We start from the raw sequence: 19,935 nt of genomic DNA, 5'->3' as shown, positions 1-19,935 counted from the left end.
GGATCCGCGGGGCGGACCGGGAGGCTCAGGGGCCGACCGGCTGGAGCGGGGTCGGGGTGCCGTTCGCCGCGGGGCGCGGCACGCCGAGCCTGATCTCGCCCACGCACACCGTACGGCCGTCGAGCGTGCGGATCGCCACGTCGGCGCCGCCGCCCTTGACCGTGGCGAACGTCCAGCCGAAGTCCTTGCCCGCCGGCACCGTCGTCACCCCGCCCCCGAGCCGCACCGCGATCGTGGACGGCGTGGGGTTGAGGTAGCCGACCTGCACGGTCCACTCGCCGTCCGGCACGGCCGCGGGCAGCCGGAAACGCTTCTCCCGGGAGGAGACCGGCGTGCAGCCGCCACGCTGGGGGATCGTCATGCCCTGGATGTCCACCGGGCGCAGGCGGCCGGCGTCGTCGAAGGCCAGCGGGTTGGCCACGGGGCCGGTGAGCCGCCGGGTCCAGGTCACCGGGTTGGGCGCGACGGGGCCGAGCACCCGGGAGACCAGCGCGTAGTCGCGGAAGAACAACGGCAGCACCACCCGCGCGGGCACGTGCGCGTCCAGGATGACCGCGTTGATCGGGGCGCGGGCGAGCGCGGCGCGGCCCGTCGCGACGTAGCTCTTCACGTGGTCGCCGAGCGGCATCCGCGTGTACGCGACGGCCGTCCAGACCGAGCCGGCGAAGAACGCGGCGGCCACCGGCACCCACGCGTACCGCAGCGCGGCGCGCACCCACGGCAGCCGGCGCGGCCCGGGGGCCGGGCGCCGCCAGGGGGCCCGCTCGCCGAGGACCGGGATGTACGCGAGACCGATCACGACGGCGAGCAGCATCGCGGTCGAGGAGACGTACCGCAGCTCCTGCCCGCCGAGGTCGGGGCCGAGCTGCACGATGCGCCCGATCATGACCGGCACCACGTCGGCCAGCACGAAGTAGCCGAGCAGCGTCAGCCACGCCAGCCAGGCCCGCCTGCGGTACCACAGCGACACGCCCACCGCGAGCACAGCGACGCCCAGGGCGGCCCAGGCGAGCGCCTGCGGGGCGGCGGCGATGGCGTAGTCCTCGCTGATCGGGTACCACTGCCACGGCCCGCCCAGGGCTCCCGGCACCAGCGCGGCGGACAGCAGCTTCCAGGCGAAGCTCGCGGCCACGCCCGGGTCCGGGAAGGCCGGCCGTACCGTGTCGTTGGTGAGCTGCACGGAGGTGAAGAGCTGCCGGAAGAACACCACCGCGTAGCCCGCGACGACGGCCAGATGGAGCAGCCAGGCGCCGGCGCGGCGGCGGGCCCCGGGGAACCAGCCGATCGTCAGCACGAACGCCAGCACGAGGATGAACGGCGCCTTGACGAAGAACACCATGGCGAGCACCGCCCAGGCGGCCACGGCCAGCGCGTGCCGGAAGCGTCCGGTGCGGGCAAAGCGGACCTGCGAGCCCAGCGCCATGGCCAGCGCGATCTGGAACGGCAGCGTCTCGATGACCACCGCCCACCACGACAGCGACGAGACCAGCAGCGGCGTCAGGAGGTAGAACCCGAGCGGCACGAGGATCGCCGGCCGCGTGCCGAACAGCAGCCGCAGCAGCCTCAGCAGCGCGAACGCGGCGGCCGCGAGCAGGCCGAGCGTGACGAGGTGGGCGAGCACGTCGTTGTAGACGCCGACCCGTCCCATCGCCCAGTGGATGGCGAACGGCCCCGGCATCAGGTGCCCGTAGTCCACCCGCATGAGGTAGTCCCAGGTCAGGCCGTGCTCCAGGCCGCGGGCGATGAAGGTGAAGTCGTCCTGGCGGAAGTAGGTCCGGCGGATGAAGTCGAACCGCCAGACGAGCTGGACGGCGATCATGGCGATGGCCGCGGCCAGCACGATGTCGCCGTGCCGGCGCGGACGGGCCGCCGTCTCGCCCTGCGGCGGCTGAGCCGGCGTCTCCTGGTCCTGCGGCGGCCGAGCCGCCGTCTTCTCGTCCTGCCTCGGGCGGGCCGCCGCCGCCTCCTCGCTCGTCACCCCGTCCTCCCGCTGAGCGGTCCCCCCGGTTCCCCGCTGCGAAGCGTATCCAGGCGGGGATTGAGGTGGAATGCCCGTTGTGTGGTTGTGATGTCATAGCGGGATGTCCCGCACCCCGGCCGCCGCCCTGCTCGGTCTCGTGCTGGGCTGCCTCGCGCTCGGGCCCGCGCTGGGGTGGGGGTTCGTGCTGGCGCAGGACATGGTGTTCGTGCCGGACCCGGAGTTCTCGCGTTTCACGTTCGGGCTGTCGGGCGGCGCGCCCCGGGTGGTGCCGAGCGACGCGGTGGTCACGGCGCTGTCGGCCGTGCTGCCGGGTGAGCTGGTGCAGAAGGCGGTGCTGCTGCTGGTCTTCGTGCTCGGCTGCGCGGGCGCGGCGCGGCTGGTGCCGTCGGACGGGGTCGGGCCGGGGCTCGTGGCCGGGGCCTTCTACGTGTGGAACCCGTACGTGGCCGAGCGGCTGCTGATGGGGCAGTGGGCGCTGCTGCTGGGGTACGCGGGGCTGCCGTGGGTGGTGGCCGCGGCGTCGTCCCCGGCCCTGCGGGTGAGGCGGCTCGCGGTGGCGGTGCTGCCCGCGGCGGTGGGCGGGTTCGCGGCCATGACGGTCACGGCGCTGACGGCTCTTCCTGTCGCGGCCCTTCCGGGTGCGCCTTCGGCCTGGTGGCCGAGGGTGCGCCGGGTCGCCGTGGTGGGCCTGGTGCTGGGGGCGTTCAGCCTGCCGTGGCTGGTGCCGGCGCTGCTGCGGCCAGGCGCGGTGACGGGCGACGGGGTCGGGGTGGAGGCGTTCGCGGCGCGGGCGGACGGGCCGTTCGGTGCGGTGGGCAGCGTGCTGGCGCTGGGCGGGATCTGGAACGCGTACGCGGTGCCGGCCGGGTTCGGTACGCCGGTCGGCGCGGCGGCGCGGCTGCTGCTCGCCCTGGCCGGGATCGCGGGCTTCGCGGCCTTCGCCGGCTTCTCCCGGCGGGGCCGCGCCGTCCCCAGGGACGCAGGCGTACTCCGGGACACGGAGGTGCCCTGGCGGTGGGGGCTGGTGGCGGCGGCGGTGGCCGGGTTCGGGGTGGCGTGCCTGGGCGTGACCGCTCCGGGCCGGGCCGTGCTCACCTGGCTGATCCACCTCTGGGGCGGGTTCGCGGTGTTCCGGGACGCCCAGCAGTTCGTCGCGCCCCTCGCGCTGCTGGAGGCCGCCGGCCTGGGGCTGGCCGCCGCCGCGGCGTCCCGGGCGCTCGCGCAAGGCGGCCGGTGGGTTGCCGTGCTGGTTGCTGTGCTGGTGGCCGTGCCTCTGGCCGTGCTGCCCACGATGGCGTGGGGCGGGGCGGGGGCGCTGCGCGCGGTGGCGTACCCGGCGGGCTGGACGGCCGCCCGCGAGACGATCCGCCGCGACCCCGAGCCGGGCGACGTGCTCGTCCTGCCGTTCGAGTCGTACCGGCGCTTCCCCTGGAACGGCGGGCGTCCGGTGCTGGACCCGGCGCAGCGCTTCTTCGGCGGCCGGGGCCGGGAGGTGGTCGCCAACGACACCGTCCGCGTCGGCGACATGGTCGTACCCAGCGAGGACGAACGGGCGCAAATGGTAGAACGCGTACTAGAAGCGCCCGCTCCACGCCTTGCGGGAGCGGGGTTCCGGTACGTCGTCGTGGACGCGGGGACCCCGGCCGAGCGCCGCGACTTCGACCGCCTGCTCCAGGGGGCCCGGCTGCTCGTGGACACTCCTGACCTGCGGCTGTATCGTTTCGGCGGGCCGATTGCTCAAGGTTCGTCCGAATAGGTCCATTGATCAGTGGCTTTATTAAGATTTCGTTTAGCTACTTCCGAGTAGCGAGAATTGGTTCTAGGTTGGTGACGGTCCCCCGCAAGTGCCGCGCCCCAGGAGGAACCCCCCAGTGATAAAGATCCTCTTAGCAGCGATCATCGGCATCGCCGTGGCCGCCCTCGTCGCGACCGTCACGACGGTCTCCTTCACCGGCGCCACCGCGACGCCCGTGAACCAGCCGCTCTACAACTACGGCGACCGGTAGTCACCACCGTCATGCCGCCCTCCCGCCAAGGGGACGAGAGGACGAGCCGACCACCACTGCTCGAGATCGTCATTCCTGCCTACAACGAGGAAGGACGACTCCCCGGGGGGCTCCTGCAGCTGTGCGCGAAGCTTGCCCGCATGCCGTTCCCGACCGCCGTCATCGTCGTCGACAACAACAGCACGGACTCCACCGCTGAGATCGTCAGGACCTGGCCGCGGGGGAAGGTCCCGGTCCGGCTGACCCGGTGCGAGGTCCCCGGCAAGGGGGCCGCCGTCCGCGCCGGCCTGCTGGAGACCCGTGCTCCGTTCGTCGGCTTCCTGGACGCCGACATGGCCACCGACCTGAGTGCCATCGACGTCGCCTTCGGTCTGCTGCTCTCCGGGGAGCGGGTGGTCGTCGGCTCCCGCGCCCACGCCTTCTCCGACGTGGAGAACCGGCACAGCCGGGTTCGTGAGCTGGGCGCCGTCGGCTTCCGCGCGCTGGCCAGGGCGCTGGTGCGCGGGGTGAGCGACACCCAGTGCGGCTTCAAGTTCTTCGACGGCGCGCTCGCCCGCGAGGTCGCCGCCCGGCTGCGCACGCCCGGCTTCGCCTTCGACGTCGAGCTGCTCGCCCGGTGCGCCGACCGGGGCGCGAACATCCTGGAGATCCCCGTGCAGTGGCGCGACATGCCCGGCTCGCGCTTCTCGCCGGCCCGGCACAGCGCCGGCATCGTGCTGGAGCTCGGCCGGATCTGGCTGACGCTGCGCCTGGAGCCGCGCGCGGCGGCCGCTCCCGCCTGGGAGCCGCCGCTCGACCCCGTCGGATATCCGTGAACATCGCCGTCGTCAACTGGCGCGATCCGTGGCATCCGGCCGCCGGAGGCGCCGAGACCTACGCGTGGGAGATGGCCCGCCGCCTCGCGGCGGCGGGCCACACCGTTCACTTCGTGACCGCGCGCGCCCCCGGGCAGCGCGCCCGCGAGGAGATCGACGGGGTACGGCTGGCCCGCATGGGCGGGCCGTTCTCCGTCTACGCCCGGGTACTGGCCTGGCTGCTGCCCCGCCGCTCGCGGTTCGACGTGGTGCTCGACTGCCAGAACGGGATCCCGTTCTTCACCCCGTGGGTGCTGTCCCGCCGCACCGGCGTGATCTGCGTGGTCCACCACGTCCACGACCGGCAGTTCGGCGTCCACCTGCCGCGCTGGCTCGCCGCGGTCGGCCGCTTCCTGGAGGGGCCGGTCTCCCGCTGGACCTACCACCGCCACCGCAGCGTGGCCGTCTCGCCGTCCACCGTGGAGGCCATGCGCGGGCGGCTCGGCTGGACCGGACCCATCCACATCGTCCCCAACGGCGTGAGCGTCGGCGCGCCCGCCGAGATCCGCAAGAGCGCCGCCCCCCGGCTCGTCTGCGTCGGCCGGCTCGTCGCGCACAAGCGCGTGGACCTGCTCATCGACGCCGTGGCCGAGCTGAGGGAGCGCTGGCCCGGCCTCACCGTGGACGTCGTCGGCCGGGGCCCCGATGAGGCGCGCCTGCGCGCCCGGCTGCCGGAGGGCGTCACCATGCACGGATACCTGTCCGAAGCGGACAAGGAACGGCTCATCGCCTCCGCCTGGCTCCAGGTCAACGCCTCCCAGGGCGAGGGCTGGGGGCTGTGCGTGCTGGAGGCCGCCGCGCTCGGCGTCCCGACGGTCGCCTTCGACGTGGACGGGCTGCGCGACGCCGTACGGCACGGCGAGACCGGCTGGCTGCTGCCCGAGGGCACCGACCTGGCCAAGGGCGTCTCCGCCGCGCTCGACGAGCTGGCCGGCGGCCGGAGCGACGCGTACGCGGACCGGTGCCGGTCGTGGGCGGCCCGGTTCTCGTGGCAGAGCAGCGCGGAGCGCATGGCCGAGCTGATACGCGGCCGTCCGGCGCCGGCCCCCGTGCGGGCCGTCCCGGCGCCCCTGAGGGAGGAGCGGTGGTAGGCGCCGAGACGGCGGGAGTGGTGACCGACAAGGCCCGGCACCGGCTGTGGCTGCTGCTCTGCTGCCTCGGGTTCGCCGTGCTGACGTTCACCACCAGGCCCGGCAGCATCATGGGCGACACCAAGATCGACCTGGCGCTCAACCCGCTCGGCTGGCTGGAGCGCGCCGCCCACCTGTGGGACCTCCAGCACTTCGGCCAGCTCCAGAACCAGGCCGCCGGCTACCTCTTCCCCATGGGCCCCTTCTTCGCCCTCGGCGAGCTGATCGGCGTCGAGCCGTGGGTGACCCAGCGGCTCTGGCTGACGCTGCTGCTCAGCGTGGCCTTCCTCGGCGTGGAGCGGCTGACGCGGCAGCTCGGCATCGGCACGCCGGGCACCCGGATCGCCGGCGCCCTGGCGTACGCGCTGGCCCCGCGCGCGCTGTCCATCCTCGGCGAGATCTCGATCGAGTGGCTGCCCGCCGCGATGCTGCCGTGGATCCTCATCCCGCTGCTCACCGCCTCGGAGACCGGGCAGCGGGCCCGCGGCGCGATCCGCTCGGCGCTGGCCGTGGCGCTGTGCGGCGGCGTGAACGCCGTCGCCGTGCTCGCCGTGCTCGTCGCCCCGGTCGTCTACATCCTGACCCGGCCGAGGCCGGTGCCGCGCTGGCGGATGCTCGGCTGGTGGTCGGGCGCGGTCACGGTGGCCACGCTGTTCTGGTGGGCGCCGCTGCTGCTCGTCGGCCGGTACGCGTTCTCGTTCCTGCCCTACACCGAGAACGCGTCCACGACGACGGCGGTCACCTCGCTGACGAACGTGCTGCGCGGCACCTCCGACTGGGTGCGCTTCCTGACCGTCAACGGGGTGGACCAGCAGCCGCCCGGCTACGCCATCGCCACCTCGGCGGCCATGGTCGTGGTCACCGGCGTGCTGGCCGCGCTCGGCCTGGCCGGGCTGGTGCGCCGCGACCTGCCCGGCCGCGGCTTCGTGATCACGTTGTTCCTCGTGGGCGTCACCACGCTGGTCGCCGGGCACACGAGCGCGCTGGAGCCGATCGTCGCCGAGCCGATGCGCTGGCTGCTCGACGGTCCGCTCGCGCCGCTGCGCAACCTGCGCAAGTTCGACCCGCTGGTGCGGCTGCCGATGGCGTTCGGCCTGGCCCACCTGCTCGCCGTCACCCATCGGCGGGCCCGCGCCGCGCGGCCCACCGCCGGGCTGCCGCTGGCCGCGCGCCTGCGGGCCAACGTCCGGCTGCCCGTGCGGGTGGTCGCCCTGGCCGCCGTCGCCGGGCTCGTGCTCCCGGTCTTCAACCAGGGGCTCGCCATGCCGGGCTCGTTCAAGGAGGTGCCGCTCTACTGGCGGCAGGCCGCGGCCTGGATCAACGAGAACGCCGGCGACGACGGCGTGCTGGTCGTGCCCGGAGCCAAGTTCGGCGAGTACCTGTGGGGCCGCCCGGTGGACGACCCCATGCAGCCGCTGTTCAAGGCCCGCTGGACCACCCGCCAGGTCACGGCCGCCGGCTCGGTCGGCCTGACCCGGCTGCTCGACGCCGTCGACCAGCGCCTCACCTCCGGCGAGGGCTCGGCCGGACTCACCGAGGTGCTGCGCCGCCTCGGCGTCCACTACCTGCTGGTCCGCAACGACCTCATGCGCGCCAACCTCCAGGGGGCCTGGCCCGCCCGCGTCCAGGAGACGCTGCGCGAGTCGCCCGGCATCAGCCGCATCCGCGCGTTCGGCGGCGAGGTGGGTGACGGCTTCACCGACGACGCGGTCGACTCCGTGGACTGGCCGGCGCCCGCCCTGGAGCTGTACGAGGTGGCGGGCAACTCCGACCTGGTCGGCGTGGAGGCCGCGGGCGACGCGGTGCGCGTGCGCGGCGGCCCCGACTCGCTGCTCACGATGGGCGACCTCGGGCTGCTCGGCACCGGCCCGGTGCTGGTCAACGACGACGCGAGCACGTACGAGGTGCCGACCGTCGTGAGCGACGCCCTGCGGCTGCGCGAGCGGCAGTTCGGCGAGATCCGGACGAACTGGACGCCCACGCTGACCGCCGACCGGCGCGCCGACTTCACCGGCGTGCGCGCGCTCGACCTGCTGGAGAAGGACTGGCTGGAGGAGACCGCGACCGCCGAGTACGACGGCATCTCCGCCATCACCGCCTCCTCCTCGGTGGCCGACGCCGACGCGATCTCCGGCCTGAGCACCCCCGGCCGCGGCCCGTGGGCGGCCATGGACGGCGACTACGAGACCGGCTGGGAGAGCGGCGGCTGGCACCGCCCCCAGGGCGAGTGGCTGCGCGTCGACCTGCCGCAGCCCCGTGAGATCCCCGACTTCAAGGTCACCTTCACCAACAACGTGCTGCTCGGCCAGTCGATCAGGCGGGTGGCCGTGGAGACCGAGGCCGGGCGGCTCGTCCAGGACGTCCGGCAGACCAACGAGCCGCAGACGCTGCACGCCCCGCCCGGGACGACGACCTGGCTGAAGATCACGATCCTCGCCACGTACGGCAGCGACTGGAGCTTCGTGCAGCGGGTCGGCATCACCGAGATGACGATCCCCGGCGTGCTGCCGGGCCGCACGATCAGGCTGCCCGGCCGCAGCGGCGACGCGTACGTCATGGACCGCGGGCTCGACGCGCGCCCCCAGTGCATGCGCAACCGCGACCGGTGGGTGTGCAACCCGCTGCTCGCCCGGCCGGGGGAGGAGGGCGCCGGGTTCGACCGCACCTTCACCGCCGAGCGCCGGCACGCCGCCACCCTGCAGGGCACGGCGATCCTGCGCGACTCCGCCCTCGTCGACCGCTACAGCCGGCTCAGCGCCGACCTCACCCGCGTCCAGGGCACCTCGCAGATCAGCAAGGACCCCGTGGTCGCGCCGAGATCGGCCTTCGACGCCGACGCCGCGACCACCTGGGTGCCCTCGCCCAGCGACGCCGAGCCCACGCTCACCCTGCGCTGGAACGGCAAGAAAACGATCTCCCGCCTCCAGGTCGCCCGGCCCGGAGGCGACAAGCAGCCGCTCGACATGATCATCGCCGGCGACAAGGGCCCGGTGCGCAGCGGCCGCGTGGACGCCGGTGGCGTCATCAGGTTCAAGCCGATCACCACGAGCCAGCTCAAGCTGCGCTTCTTCCCCGTGTCGCGGCGCCTCCAGGTGACCGAGCTGATCATCCCCGGCGTCAGCCCGGCCAGCCGGCCCCAGGGCATCCCGTTCCGGCTGCCCTGCGGCCAGGGCCCCGAGCTGCGGGTCAACGGCAAGGTCGTCCAGACGCGGGTCACCGGCACCTACGCCGACCTGCTCGAACAGCGGCCCGTCCGCTTCACCGGCTGCGGCAGGGTGACGCTCTCGGCGGGCGACAACCGGGTGCGGGCCGCCGGCTGGGACCCGTTCGCCGTCGACGGGCTGGTGGTCGGCGCGCTGCCCGAGCAGCCGCTCCAGGTCGAGGGCGCCGCGGCCCCCGGCACGTGGACGCAGTCCGAGCGCGAGGTCCGGGTGACGGCGCCCAAGGACTCCTTCCTCGTGGTCAACGAGAACTACAACGCCGGCTGGCGGGCCAGCCTCGACGGCCAGACGTTGCGGCCGGTCCGCATCGACGGCTGGAAGCAGGCGTGGGAGCTGCCCGCCGGCACCTCGGGGACGGTCCGGCTGGAGTACGGGCCCGACCGGCCGTACTGGCTGGCCCTGGCGCTCGGCCTGGGCGGCATCGCCGTGCTCGCGCTGCTCGCCCTGGTGATGCGCGGCCCGCGCCCCGAGCACGTGATGGAGACCGCCGAGGCCGGGCGCTCGCGGCTGTCCGGCTGGCGCATGCCGTACGCGATCGCCGCGGGCATGGCCTTCGGCGCCTGGGTGGCGGGCTGGGCCGGCATGCTCGTGGTGCTGGCCGCCGTCGTCGCCGTCCTGTGGACCCCGGCCCGGCGGGCGCTGCCCCGGTGGCTCGCCCCGCACTGGGCCGCGGCGCTGCTGTTCTGCCTCGCGACCGCGTCGCTGGCCGCGGCCATGGCGCTGCGCGACTACGGCGCGGACGTGGACGTGCTCACCGACCACGTCCCGCAGCTCGTCGCCTGCGCCGCCATGGGCGTGCTGTTCGGCCGGCTCGTCAGCGAACCGGCTCAGCCGGGCGCTCCGCCGGAGCTTCCGGCGGAGGAGCCGATGCTGACCGGCGCCCGGTCAGCTTGAGGGCCCGCTCCTCGATGAGGTGGTAGCTGGCCACGCTCACGAGGAGCGAGCCGACGAACGTCAGGATCGCCACCTTGACGAAGTCGCCGCTGAACGGCTGGCTGTCGGTCACCTTGTAGTACAGGGTGATCACCGGCGCGTGCCAGAGGAAGAAGCTGTAGGAGATCCGGCCCAGGTACGCGGTGACCGGGTTGCCGAGCACCCGGTGCCGCAGTGAGTCGCGCCGGGCCGCCAGCGCGAACGGCGCGACGACCAGCACGGCCACCGTGGCCTCCAGGATCATCCGCCAGATCGACTGCGACAGGCTCGGCAGGTCGAGCGTGCGCGGGCCGGCCACCTCGGTGCTCAGCACCACGTACAGCAGCAGCGCGAGGACGAGGAGCTGCGGCGCGAGCGCGTCGACGACCCGGCTCTCCTTGATCCACACAGACAGCACGGCCATGGCCATGCCGGCGGCGAAGTAGATGAGGTGGTGCGGCAGCCAGAGCGCGAGCTGCGGCTGGTCGAAGACGTGCGCCGCGACCGCGCTGCCGATCGAGACCAGCGGGAGCACGGCGATGCCGCCGAGCAGCCGGACAGCCCGGTTGCCGCCGCGCCGGGCCCAATGGTGCAGCAGCCAGGCGAGCACCGGCAGCACCAGGTAGAAGGCCATCTCGATCGGCATCGTCCACATCTGGTAGAGGCCGTCGGGGGCGCGGGTCTGCTCGGTGTAGTTCTGGAGCAGCAGCAGCCACTTGGCCCAGCCGCCGGCGTCCAGCGAGCTCCACGCGAGCAGCGCGAGCGTCGTCACCACCCAGTACGCGGGCATGACGCGCAGCACGCGGCGCCACAGGTAGCCGCCGGCGCGGGGCGCGGGGGTGTCCTCCAGCACCGCACGCGCCCACGGGCGGTACAGCAGCAGGCCGGACAGCAGGAAGAAGATCGGGACCGCGATGCCCAGCCGGGTCGTCATCCAGGCGAACATGCCGTCGCGGTACATCACGCCGGTGTTGCCGGCCACGTGCAGCACCCACACGCCGAGGGCGGCCAGGGCGCGGATGCCGTCGAGGGCGGTGTCGCGCCGGGCGGGCGCGTCGAGCGGCGCCACGCGCAGCTCGCCGGGCGGCCCGGGCGGCTCCCCGCCCTCGGCGGCGGCCTCCTTCGGGGCGGCATCCCTGGGGGCGGCCTCCGTGGCGGCCTCCTTCGAGGTGGCCTCCTTGGGGGCGGCCTCCTTCGGGGCGGCCGCCTTCGGCGTGCTCCCCTCGGGGACCGCGGGCTGGGCGGGCGCGGTTTCTTCGGAGGACGGGGCGGATGCCGTCGTCACGGGCGCTTTCTCAGGACCAGGACCAGATTCCACGTGGCGAACTCCCTGACGATCGGGACCTTGAGCATCGGGCGGTACCACCAGGGCAGGTAGCGGGGGAACGCGTCGACGAGCTCGACCCGCCGGTCCCCGCGCGCCCAGCGCAGGCCGTGGGCGACGGAGACGGGGTAGAGGCTCCGGCCAAAGTGGTTTTTGGGCGGCTTGCCGTACTTTTCCTGATATTTCTGGGCGGCGCGGTGGCCGCCCAGGTAGTGCCAGGGCGAGGTCTCGTGACCGCCCCAGGGGGAGAGCCAGTTGGTGTAGGCGAGGAAGACCAGGCCGCCGGGCCGGGTCACCCTGACCATCTCGGAGGCCATCCGCCACGGCTCCGGCACGTGCTCCAGCACGTTCGAGGAGAAGCAGACGTCCACCGACGAGTCGCGCAGCGGCAGGTCGAGCGCGCTGCCCAGCACGCCGCCGCTGGGCGCGCCCTGGCCGGCCAGCTCGCCCGCGTCCACGTCCACGCAGACGCAGCGGGCGCCGTGACCGCGGAACTCCGAGGCGAAGAAGCCCGGACCGCCGCCCACGTCGAGCACGAGCCGGTCACGCAGGTCCACGTACCGGCGCAGGAGCCCGGCCGTGTCCGCCGCGAGCGTCGTGTAGTAGCCCTGCTGGTCGCCCTGCTCCGTGCGGAACGCCCGGAAGAGCCGGATGGACCGCGCCAAGTCAGCGCGCATGGGCATATTTCCCGCTTTCATAGGGAGAACCACGATAGAACCTGTTTCTATCAATTTGATTGCGGCTCCGTACCGGCCAGTGACGCATGTCACTCACTGTCATACTTTGATGCCGGATGTTCCGGCAAGACGACAACAGGTTCTAGGATCGCGGAGGCCTTTGATGGGTCGCATCTCCACGCTCGTCCTCATCGGGGTCGGTGCCTTCTTCATCGCCCTGGCGCCCCTCATGAAGTTCTGGGCCGCGGGGAAGATCATTTCCGCCCCGGCGAACCAGTGGGGGGTCACGCGACTGGAGGCCAAGGGAGCCCAGTACTTCTCCACCCAGGATCTCAAGGTCCTCACCGCCGACCTGGACGTCATCGTCACCACGCGCGGCGACGTGAAGGAGGCCAACTCCAGCCGGGTCGTCTGGGACGAGGCGACCATCGTCAACGACGTCACCAACCACCGGCCGCAGATCGTCATCAGCGACCGGCGCAGCGCCTTCGACAAGTACACCGGCGTCGGCATGAACTGCTGCAACGTCAACATCAGCAAGACCCCGGTGACGCTGGAAGGGCAGATCTACAAGTTCCCGTTCGACACGGAGAAGAAGACCTACCGGGTGTTCAACTCCACGGCCGGCAAGGCGTTCGACGCGCAGTTCGTCCGCGAGGACACCGTCGACGGCCTGCCCGTCTACGTCTTCGAGCAGACCGTGCCGCCCACCAAGACCGAGACCCGCAGCGCCCCGGCCAACGTGCTGGGCATGACCGGCACCGCGATGGTGCAGGTGGACCGCTGGTACGACGGCAAGGTGACGTACTACATCGAGCCCACCACCGGCAGCCCGGTCCGGCAGGACCAGCAGCGCCACGAGGTGCTCAAGACCCAGGACGGCGTCGAGCGCTCACCCGCCTTCGTCGCGGACGTCAAGATGACCGACCGCACCGTGAACGACCTGGTCACGCAGGCCGAGGACGGCAAGTCGAAGATCAACCTGCTGCGGAACATCGTCCCGCTCGTGCTGCTGATCGTCGGCGTCGCCCTGGTGGGCGCCGGCATCCTGCTCGGCCGTCGCTCCCCGCAGGCGTCCGCCTGACTCTCCGCCCCCGATCCGGAAAGGCCCGCGCCCACGGCGCGGGCCTTTCCGCGTTCCGGCGTCACGACGTTCGCGGCGCCGCGAGGCCCGGTGTCACGCCGCGTTAATAGAACGCGTTCCGATTCGATGTTACTGACGGGTACCGACCAAAGGTTCTAGAGTAGAACGCGTTGCAGTTAGCCGTAATCCGGTCGTATTGTCGGGCCATGCGGACACGTGTCACGGACATGTTCGGAATCGAGCTGCCCATCTTCGCGTTCAGCCACTGCCGGGACGTCGTCGCCGCGGTCAGCCGCGCCGGCGGGATGGGCGTCCTCGGCGCCCTCTACTTCACCCCCGAAGAGCTCGAGATGGAGCTCAAGTGGATCGACGACCACGTCGACGGCAAGCCGTACGGGGTGGACGTCGTCATGCCGGCCTCGTACGAGGGGGCGGACTTCCCCGCGGAGGAGCTGGTCGGGCGGCTCCAGTCGATGATCCCCGAGGGGCACCGCGCGTTCGTCGAGAACCTGCTGGGCTCGTACGGCGTGCCGCCGCTGTCGGCCGACGCCGAGGCCGGCAAGGTCCTGCTCGGCTGGACCGACGCCACCGCCCGGCCGCAGGTCGAGGTCGCGCTCCGGCACCCGATCGCGCTGCTCGCCAACGCCCTCGGGCCGCCCCCGGCCGACGTCGTCGAGCTGGCCCACTCCCACGGGGTCAAGGTGGCGGCGCTCGCCTCCACCCCGCGCCACGCGCGCAAGCAGGTCGAGGTCGGCGTGGACGTGGTGGTCGCCCAGGGCACCGAGGCCGGCGGCCACACGGGCGAGATCACCACCATGGTGCTCATCCCGCAGGTCGTGGACGCCGTGGACGTGCCCGTGCTGGCCGCCGGGGGAATCGGCGACGGCCGCCAGATGGCCGCCGGCATGGCGCTGGGCGCCGAGGGCGTCTGGACGGGCTCGCTGTGGCTGACGGTCGAGGAGGCCGACACGCCCGAGATGGCCAGGCAGCGCATCCTGGAGGCCACCTCGCGCGACACGGTGCGCTCGCGGAGCTGGACGGGCAAGCCGGCCCGGCTGCTGAGGAACGAGTGGACCGACGCCTGGGAGTCGCAGGAGTCGCCGGGGACGCTGCCGATGCCGCTGCAGTTCATGCTGGTGTCGGACGCCCTGCGCCGGATCGGCCGCTCGGGCGCCTCCGAGCTGGCGACCTTCCCGGCGGGCCAGGTCATCGGCCTCACCAACCAGGTCCGCTCCACCCGCGACGTCATGTACTCCCTGATGGAGCAGTACAGCGAGGCCCTGGAGCGCCTGGAGCGCATCACCGGCGACTGAAAGGTCACACGGGCACCACGGTGACCAGCCCTTCAAGGCCGACGAAGTCATCGGTGTTGCGGGTGTAGAGGGGCAATCCCCGGCTCGACGCGATCGCCGCGATCATCAGGTCGACGCGTCGCGGCCGGGGATCCCGCTTGGCCTCGATGGTCAGGGCCACGAGACTGCCGTACCGTGCCGCCGCTTCGGCGTCGAAGGCGAGTGGCTCGAAATCGACCACGGCCGCCCCCAGCTTCTCGACGCGAGCGGCGCGAGCAGCCGCGGTCTTCGCCATGGCAACACCCTGGTGGAGCTCCGCCAGGGTGAGGGCGGTGAGTTCCGGGATCTCCGGCAGTGCGTCAGGAGAGAGCTCGGCGAGGTCGATGTAGACGCACGTGTCGATCACTCCGCGAGGATGGCGGTCAGGCATCGCGCCCCTCCCAGGGGTCTGCTTCGAGGCGATCCTCGGTGCCGAAGAACTCGTCGGCCTCACGGCGCATCGCGGGGTGGTCGACGCGGGGCAGAGTGCGATGCTTGGCGATGAGCTCCTCGGCGCTGAGGCGGCGTCGGCGGGGAAGTGGCCGCAGCTCGGCCACTTCGACGCCGTTGCGAGTGATGTGGAAGACCTCGCCCGCCTCCACCTGATCCATGACCGAGGCGGAGTCGTTGCGGAACTCGCGCTGAGTGATGACCTTCATGCCAGTATTGTAGCTCCCTGTAGCGCGAGGGGCTACATGCTTTACCTGCCCTGGTAGCGGGCCGAGCGCTTCTCCTTGAAGGCGCGGGCGCCCTCGCGGGCGTCGGCGGAGCCGATCACCGGCCAGCCCAGGTCGTCCGACACCTTCAGCGCCTCGACCTCCGGCAGGCCGAGCGTGTCCCGGTACGTGCGCAGGATGGCCTGGACGGCCAGCGGCCCCGAGGCGGCGATGTCGGCCGCCACCTCCAGGGCCGTGGCGAGGGCCTGTCCGTCCGGCACCACCCGGTTGACCAGTCCCATCGCCAGCGCCTCCGCCGCCGTGATCGACCGGCCCGTGAGCAGGAGGTCCATGGCGTGGCAGTATGCGATCTGGCGCGGCAGCCGCACGGCGCTGCCGCCCATGGGGAACAGCGCCCGCTTGGCCTCGTACAGCCCCAGCGTGGCCGACTCGGCGACGATCCGCAGGTCCGTGCCCACCAGCAGCTCGGTCCCGCCGGCCACCGCGTACCCCTCGACGGCGCACACGACCGGCTTGGTCGGCATCTCCTCGCGCAGCAGCCCCTTCCAGTGGAAGTTCTGGATGCGCGCGGCCCGCGCCTGCACGTCCGGGTCGGTGGACGGCGTGCCCATCGCCTTGAGGTCGGCGCCCGCGCAGAACGTGCCCTCGGCGCCGGTCAGGACCGCGACGCGGACCCCCGCCTCCTCCGACACGTACGCCCACGCCGAGGCGAGGCCGACCAGCATGTCCGAGGACAGGGCGTTGCGGGCCTCGGGGCGGTTCATGGTGACGACCACGACGTGGCCGTCGCGTTCGACGCGGCAGTGCGGGGTACTGATCGGAAGGAGCTCCACGGACGCCTCCGGATGCTTGTATCAAGCGCTTGGTAGGCAGTGATCCTACCCCGGCGCGCGACGCGCGAAAGGTGCCGTCCTCGTGCGATCAAGCGCTTGCTCTGCTCTCTCCGACCGGGTTACGCTGCCCAAGCAAACGAGAACAAGTTCTCGTTTCCGCCTGGCAGGCCGGAGTCCTGTGGCGATCCCCGGTCTCCCGGCGCCTCGACCACTGACGAGGAGTACCCATGGGCACGCTCGGTTTCTGGAGGCTGGCGCAGGCGGATCCCGGCTGGATCGCCGCCGTGGACCCCGACGGCACGCAGCATCGCGCCGGCGACCTGCTCGCCCGCTCCAACCGCCTCGTCCACGGCCTGCGCGAGCTCGGCCTGCGGCCGGGGGACGGCATCTGCGGCCTGGTGCCCAACGGCGCCGACGGGCTCGTCCTCTACCTGGCCGCCCTCCAGGCCGGGTGGTACTACACGCCCGTCAACTGGCACCTGACCGGCCCCGAGATCGCCTACATCGTCTCCGACAGCGAGGCCAAGGCGTTCTTCGTGCACCCGCGTTACGCCGCCGAGGGCACCCGGGGCGCCGAGGCCATCGCCCCCGAGCGCCGCTTCGCCCTGCCCGAGGGCGCGGAGCTCCCCGGCTTCCGGCCCCTCACCGACCTGACCGGCGGGCAGCCGGACACCGCGCCGCCCGACCGCACGGCCGGGCTCACCATGCACTACACCTCCGGCACCACCGGCAAGCCGAAGGGCGTCCGCCGCCCGCTGAGCGGTCTCGACCCCGACGACGCCGCCGAGATGATGACGTTCCTGCTCGGCCTGTTCGGCATCACGGCCGGCCGGCCGAACGCGCACCTCGTCACCTCGCCCAACTACCACACCGCCGTCACCCAGTTCGGCGGCACGGCCCTGCACATGGGCCACACCCTCGTCTACATGGACAAGTGGGACGCCGAGGATACGCTGCGGCTCTGCGAGCGCCACCGGGTCACCAACTCCCACATGGTGCCGACCCACTTCAAGCGGCTCCTCGCGCTGCCCGAGGAGACCAGGCGCGCCTACGACCTGTCCTCGCTGAAGTGGATGATCCACGCCGCAGCCCCCTGCCCGGTGCCGGTGAAGCGGGCCATGTTCGAGTGGTGGGGCGACTGCATCTACGAGTACTACGCGGCCACCGAGGGCGGCGGCACCCTGGCCACCCCCGAGGGCTGGAAGTCCCACCCGGGCACGGTCGGCAAGGCGTGGCCCATCAGCGAGCTGCTCATCGTGGACGACGACGGCAAGCCCGTACCGACCGGCACCCCCGGCACGATCTACATGAAGATGATGGGCGCGGGCTTCGAGTACAAGGGCGACCCGGCCAAGACCGAGGAGAACCGCCTCCAGGACCACTTCACCGTGGGCGACGTCGGCTACCTGGACGAGGACGGCTACCTCTACCTGTGCGACCGCAAGTCCGACATGATCATCTCGGGCGGGGCCAACATCTACCCCGCCGAGATCGAGAACGAGCTGATGATCCACCCCAAGGTGGCCGACGTGGCCGTCTTCGGCATCCCCGACGACGAGTGGGGCGAGCAGATCAAGGCCGTCGTCGAGCCCGCCCCCGGGGCCGAGCCCGGACCGGAGCTGGCCGCCGAGCTGCTCGCGTCGCTGGAGGGGCGGCTGGCCCGGATGAAGTGGCCGAAGACGGTCGACTTCATCGAGGAGATGCCCCGCGAGCCCAACGGCAAGCTGCTCAAGCGCAAGCTGCGCGCGCCGTACTGGGAGGGGCGCGATCGCGCCATCTGACGAGGACCCGAGACCGAGCACCGACAACGGAGCGGAGGGCGTGTGGAGACGAGCGAGCCGCTGGTCGCCCGGCATGTGCTGGAGTTCCCCGGCGGGTACACCCGGACCACGGGACCGGTGATCGGGCGCTTCCTCACGGAGCTGCGCGCCGGCCGGATCGTCGGGGTCAGGACCGCCGAGGGCCGGGTGCTGGTGCCGCCCCTGGAGTACGACCCGGCGACCGGCGACCCCGTCACGGACGAGTACGTCGAGGTCGGCCCGGCCGGCACGGTGACCGCGTCGGCGTGGGTCCAGGAGCCCCGCCCCGAGCACCCGCTCGACCGGCCGTTCGCCTGGGCGCTGATCAGGCTGGACGGCGCCGACACGACCCTCGTCCACGCCGTGGACGCCGGTGACCCCAAGGCGCTGCGGCCCGGCGCCCGCGTCTGGCCGGTGTGGCGGGAGCGGCGCGAGGGCGGGATCACCGACATCGCCTGCTTCCGGCCCGAGGTGACGATGATCGTCTCGCCGGTGCGGCCGGAGTACCGCATCCAGGCCGGCGGCGCGCTGCGGACCTTCCTCGAAGGCGTCCGGCGCGGCGTCTTCCTCGGCGGCCGGTGCGCCACCTGCGCCAAGGTGTACGTGCCCTTCCGCGCCTCCTGCCCCGAGTGCGGCACCCGCATCGCCGAGCAGGTCGAGCTGCCCGACACCGGCACGATCACCACGTTCGCCATCAACAACCTGCCCGACCCGCGGGCCCCCGAGGTGCCGTTCGTCTCGGCGTACATCCTGCTCGACGGCGCGGACATCCCCATGATCGCGCTCGTCGGCGGCGTGCCCGCGCACGAGGTGCGCCAGGGCATGCGGGTGCGCGCCGAGTGGGTCCCGGAGAGCGAGCGGACGCTGTCCATGGCGAACGTCCGGTGGTTCACCCCCACCGGCGAGGAAGACGCGGAGCTGTCATGAGAGACGTGGCCATCGTCGCCTTCGCCCAGACCGAGCACACCGCCTCCGACAGCGGCCAGTCGGAGCCCGAGCTGATCCTGCCGGTCATCGAGGAGGTCAAGGAGCGGACCGGCCTGCGCAGGTTCGGCTTCACCTGCTCGGGGAGCTGCGACTACCTCGCGGGCGCGCCGTTCTCGTTCGTCTCCGCGCTCGACGCGCTCGGCGCCTGGCCGCCGATCTCCGAGAGCCACGTCGAGATGGACGGCGCCTGGGCGCTGTACGAGGCGTGGGTGCGGCTCCAGCACGGCGACGTGGACACCGCCCTGGTCTACGGCTTCGGCAAGTCGTCGCTCGGCGACCTGCGCTCGATCATGACGCTCCAGCTCGACCCGTACTACCTGGCGCCCCTCGGTCTCGACCAGGTGTCCTTCGCCGCGCTCCAGGCCGCCGCCGTCCGGGCGGACCGGGCCGAGCTGGACGCGATCGTCCGGCGCAGCCGGGCCGCCGGGCGGGACAACCCGTACGCGCTGGACCTGCCGGACGAGCTCACGGACGCCGTCGCGCCGTCGCGCGCATCGGATGTCGCGCCGTCGCGCGCATCGGATGTCGTGCCGTCGCGCGCATCGGATGTCGTGCCGTCGCGCGCATCGGATGTCGTGCCGTCGCGCGCATCGGATGTCGTGCCGTCGCGCGCATCGGATGTCGTGCCGTCGCGCGTGTCGGACATCGAGCCGCTGCGGGCCTCCGACGTCGCGCCGATCACCGACGGCGCGGCCGCGGTGGTGCTCGCGGCCGGCGACGCCGTCGCGGAGCTGTGCGCCCGTCCCGCATACATCAGGGGCATCGCTCACCGCATCGAGCCCCACTACCTGGGGATGCGGGACCTCGCCCGGTCGGCCTCCGCGGCCGACGCCGCCCGGGCCGCGGGGGTCGGCAAGGGCCCCGTCGAGGTGGCCGAGCTGCACACCCAGTTCGCCCACGAGGAGATCATCCTGCGCCGGGCGCTGGAGCTGCCCGCCGACACGGTGGTCAACCCGTCCGGCGGCCCGCTGGCGGCCAACCCCGTCATGGCCGCCGGCCTCATCCGTATCGGCGCGGCGGCCGCGCGCATCCACGACGGCACCGCGTCGCGCACCGTCGGACACGCCGCCGGCGGCCCCTGCCTTCAGCACAACCTCGTCACGGTCCTGGAGGGTTGAG

General features: G+C 72.7%; 16 protein-coding genes. 10 read left to right on the top strand and 6 right to left on the bottom strand.

Going from position 1 to position 19,935, the window contains the following annotated elements:
* Positions 1-25: 25 nt before the first annotated feature.
* Positions 26-1,978 carry a hypothetical protein gene (locus HTZ77_RS01140; protein ID WP_175587526.1) on the bottom strand — a complete coding sequence of 651 codons (1,953 nt, stop codon included), beginning with the start codon at positions 1,976-1,978 and terminating at the stop codon, positions 26-28.
* A 103-nt stretch (positions 1,979-2,081) separates the two neighbouring features.
* Between HTZ77_RS01140 and HTZ77_RS01135 the strand changes: the two genes are divergently transcribed.
* The 5 genes from HTZ77_RS01135 to HTZ77_RS01120 all read left to right on the top strand — a co-directional run bounded on the left by HTZ77_RS01135 (position 2,082) and on the right by HTZ77_RS01120 (position 10,086).
* Positions 2,082-3,737 carry a hypothetical protein gene (locus HTZ77_RS01135; RefSeq protein ID WP_175587525.1) on the top strand — a complete coding sequence of 552 codons (1,656 nt, stop codon included), beginning with the start codon at positions 2,082-2,084 and terminating at the stop codon, positions 3,735-3,737.
* A 115-nt stretch (positions 3,738-3,852) separates the two neighbouring features.
* Positions 3,853-3,987 (top strand): hypothetical protein, encoded by a 135-nt coding sequence (locus tag HTZ77_RS47215; RefSeq protein WP_268959883.1) that lies wholly within the window; start codon positions 3,853-3,855, stop codon positions 3,985-3,987.
* Between the two features lie 11 nt (positions 3,988-3,998).
* Entirely contained in the window at positions 3,999-4,802 is an 804-nt protein-coding gene (locus HTZ77_RS01130; protein ID WP_175587524.1) for a glycosyltransferase, read from the top strand.
* Positions 4,799-5,932, top strand: a complete 1,134-nt coding sequence (locus tag HTZ77_RS01125) for a glycosyltransferase family 4 protein (protein WP_175587523.1) — start codon at positions 4,799-4,801, stop codon at positions 5,930-5,932. Before HTZ77_RS01130 ends, HTZ77_RS01125 begins: the two co-directional genes overlap by 4 nt.
* The gene (locus HTZ77_RS01120; protein WP_175587522.1) at positions 5,926-10,086 is read left to right on the top strand and encodes an alpha-(1->3)-arabinofuranosyltransferase domain-containing protein; all 4,161 of its coding nucleotides are present in this window, start codon (positions 5,926-5,928) and stop codon (positions 10,084-10,086) included. Before HTZ77_RS01125 ends, HTZ77_RS01120 begins: the two co-directional genes overlap by 7 nt.
* Here HTZ77_RS01120 and HTZ77_RS01115 read toward each other — a convergent pair.
* Both HTZ77_RS01115 and HTZ77_RS01110 read right to left on the bottom strand, forming a co-directional pair.
* Positions 10,007-11,389: an acyltransferase family protein gene (locus HTZ77_RS01115; RefSeq protein WP_175587521.1), complete on the bottom strand. Its 1,383-nt coding sequence runs from the start codon at positions 11,387-11,389 to the stop codon at positions 10,007-10,009. The genes HTZ77_RS01120 and HTZ77_RS01115 overlap by 80 nt on opposite strands.
* Positions 11,386-12,111 carry a class I SAM-dependent methyltransferase gene (locus HTZ77_RS01110; protein ID WP_235994116.1) on the bottom strand — a complete coding sequence of 242 codons (726 nt, stop codon included), beginning with the start codon at positions 12,109-12,111 and terminating at the stop codon, positions 11,386-11,388. The genes HTZ77_RS01115 and HTZ77_RS01110 overlap by 4 nt, the downstream gene beginning before the upstream one ends.
* Positions 12,112-12,268: 157 nt before the next feature.
* On the opposite strand from HTZ77_RS01110, the gene HTZ77_RS01105 reads away from it, so the two are divergent.
* Both HTZ77_RS01105 and HTZ77_RS01100 read left to right on the top strand, forming a co-directional pair.
* A complete protein-coding gene (locus HTZ77_RS01105; protein ID WP_175587519.1) occupies positions 12,269-13,189 on the top strand; it encodes a DUF3068 domain-containing protein in 921 nt (306 codons plus the stop codon).
* 206 nt (positions 13,190-13,395) lie between these two features.
* On the top strand, positions 13,396-14,502 hold the full coding sequence (locus HTZ77_RS01100; protein ID WP_175587518.1) for an NAD(P)H-dependent flavin oxidoreductase: 1,107 nt from the start codon (positions 13,396-13,398) through the stop codon (positions 14,500-14,502).
* A gap of 4 nt (positions 14,503-14,506) precedes the next feature.
* On the opposite strand, the gene HTZ77_RS01095 is transcribed toward HTZ77_RS01100, so the two are convergent.
* The 3 genes from HTZ77_RS01095 to HTZ77_RS01085 are packed head-to-tail and all read right to left on the bottom strand — an operon-like array spanning position 14,507 to position 16,030.
* Positions 14,507-14,887, bottom strand: a complete 381-nt coding sequence (locus HTZ77_RS01095) for a type II toxin-antitoxin system VapC family toxin (protein WP_328808354.1) — start codon at positions 14,885-14,887, stop codon at positions 14,507-14,509.
* Positions 14,888-14,903: 16 nt separating this feature from the next.
* Positions 14,904-15,179, bottom strand: coding sequence for a type II toxin-antitoxin system Phd/YefM family antitoxin (locus HTZ77_RS01090; protein ID WP_175587516.1), 276 nt, complete (start codon positions 15,177-15,179; stop codon positions 14,904-14,906).
* Positions 15,180-15,220: 41 nt separating this feature from the next.
* On the bottom strand, positions 15,221-16,030 hold the full coding sequence (locus HTZ77_RS01085; RefSeq protein WP_175587515.1) for a crotonase/enoyl-CoA hydratase family protein: 810 nt from the start codon (positions 16,028-16,030) through the stop codon (positions 15,221-15,223).
* 227 nt (positions 16,031-16,257) lie between these two features.
* Between HTZ77_RS01085 and HTZ77_RS01080 the strand changes: the two genes are divergently transcribed.
* Genes HTZ77_RS01080 through HTZ77_RS45710 form a run of 3 tightly spaced genes read left to right on the top strand, consistent with a single transcriptional unit; the run spans position 16,258 to position 19,934 of the window.
* On the top strand, positions 16,258-17,811 hold the full coding sequence (locus tag HTZ77_RS01080; RefSeq protein WP_175587514.1) for an acyl-CoA synthetase: 1,554 nt from the start codon (positions 16,258-16,260) through the stop codon (positions 17,809-17,811).
* A gap of 42 nt (positions 17,812-17,853) precedes the next feature.
* Positions 17,854-18,756: a Zn-ribbon domain-containing OB-fold protein gene (locus HTZ77_RS01075; RefSeq protein ID WP_328808353.1), complete on the top strand. Its 903-nt coding sequence runs from the start codon at positions 17,854-17,856 to the stop codon at positions 18,754-18,756.
* Positions 18,753-19,934, top strand: coding sequence for a lipid-transfer protein (locus tag HTZ77_RS45710; protein ID WP_235994115.1), 1,182 nt, complete (start codon positions 18,753-18,755; stop codon positions 19,932-19,934). Before HTZ77_RS01075 ends, HTZ77_RS45710 begins: the two co-directional genes overlap by 4 nt.
* Position 19,935 lies beyond the last annotated feature (1 nt).

Source organism: Nonomuraea montanisoli, assembly GCF_013363975.1.
Taxonomy (GTDB): Bacteria; Actinomycetota; Actinomycetes; order Streptosporangiales; family Streptosporangiaceae; genus Nonomuraea; species Nonomuraea montanisoli.
This window is presented reverse-complemented; position numbering and strand designations above follow the sequence as displayed.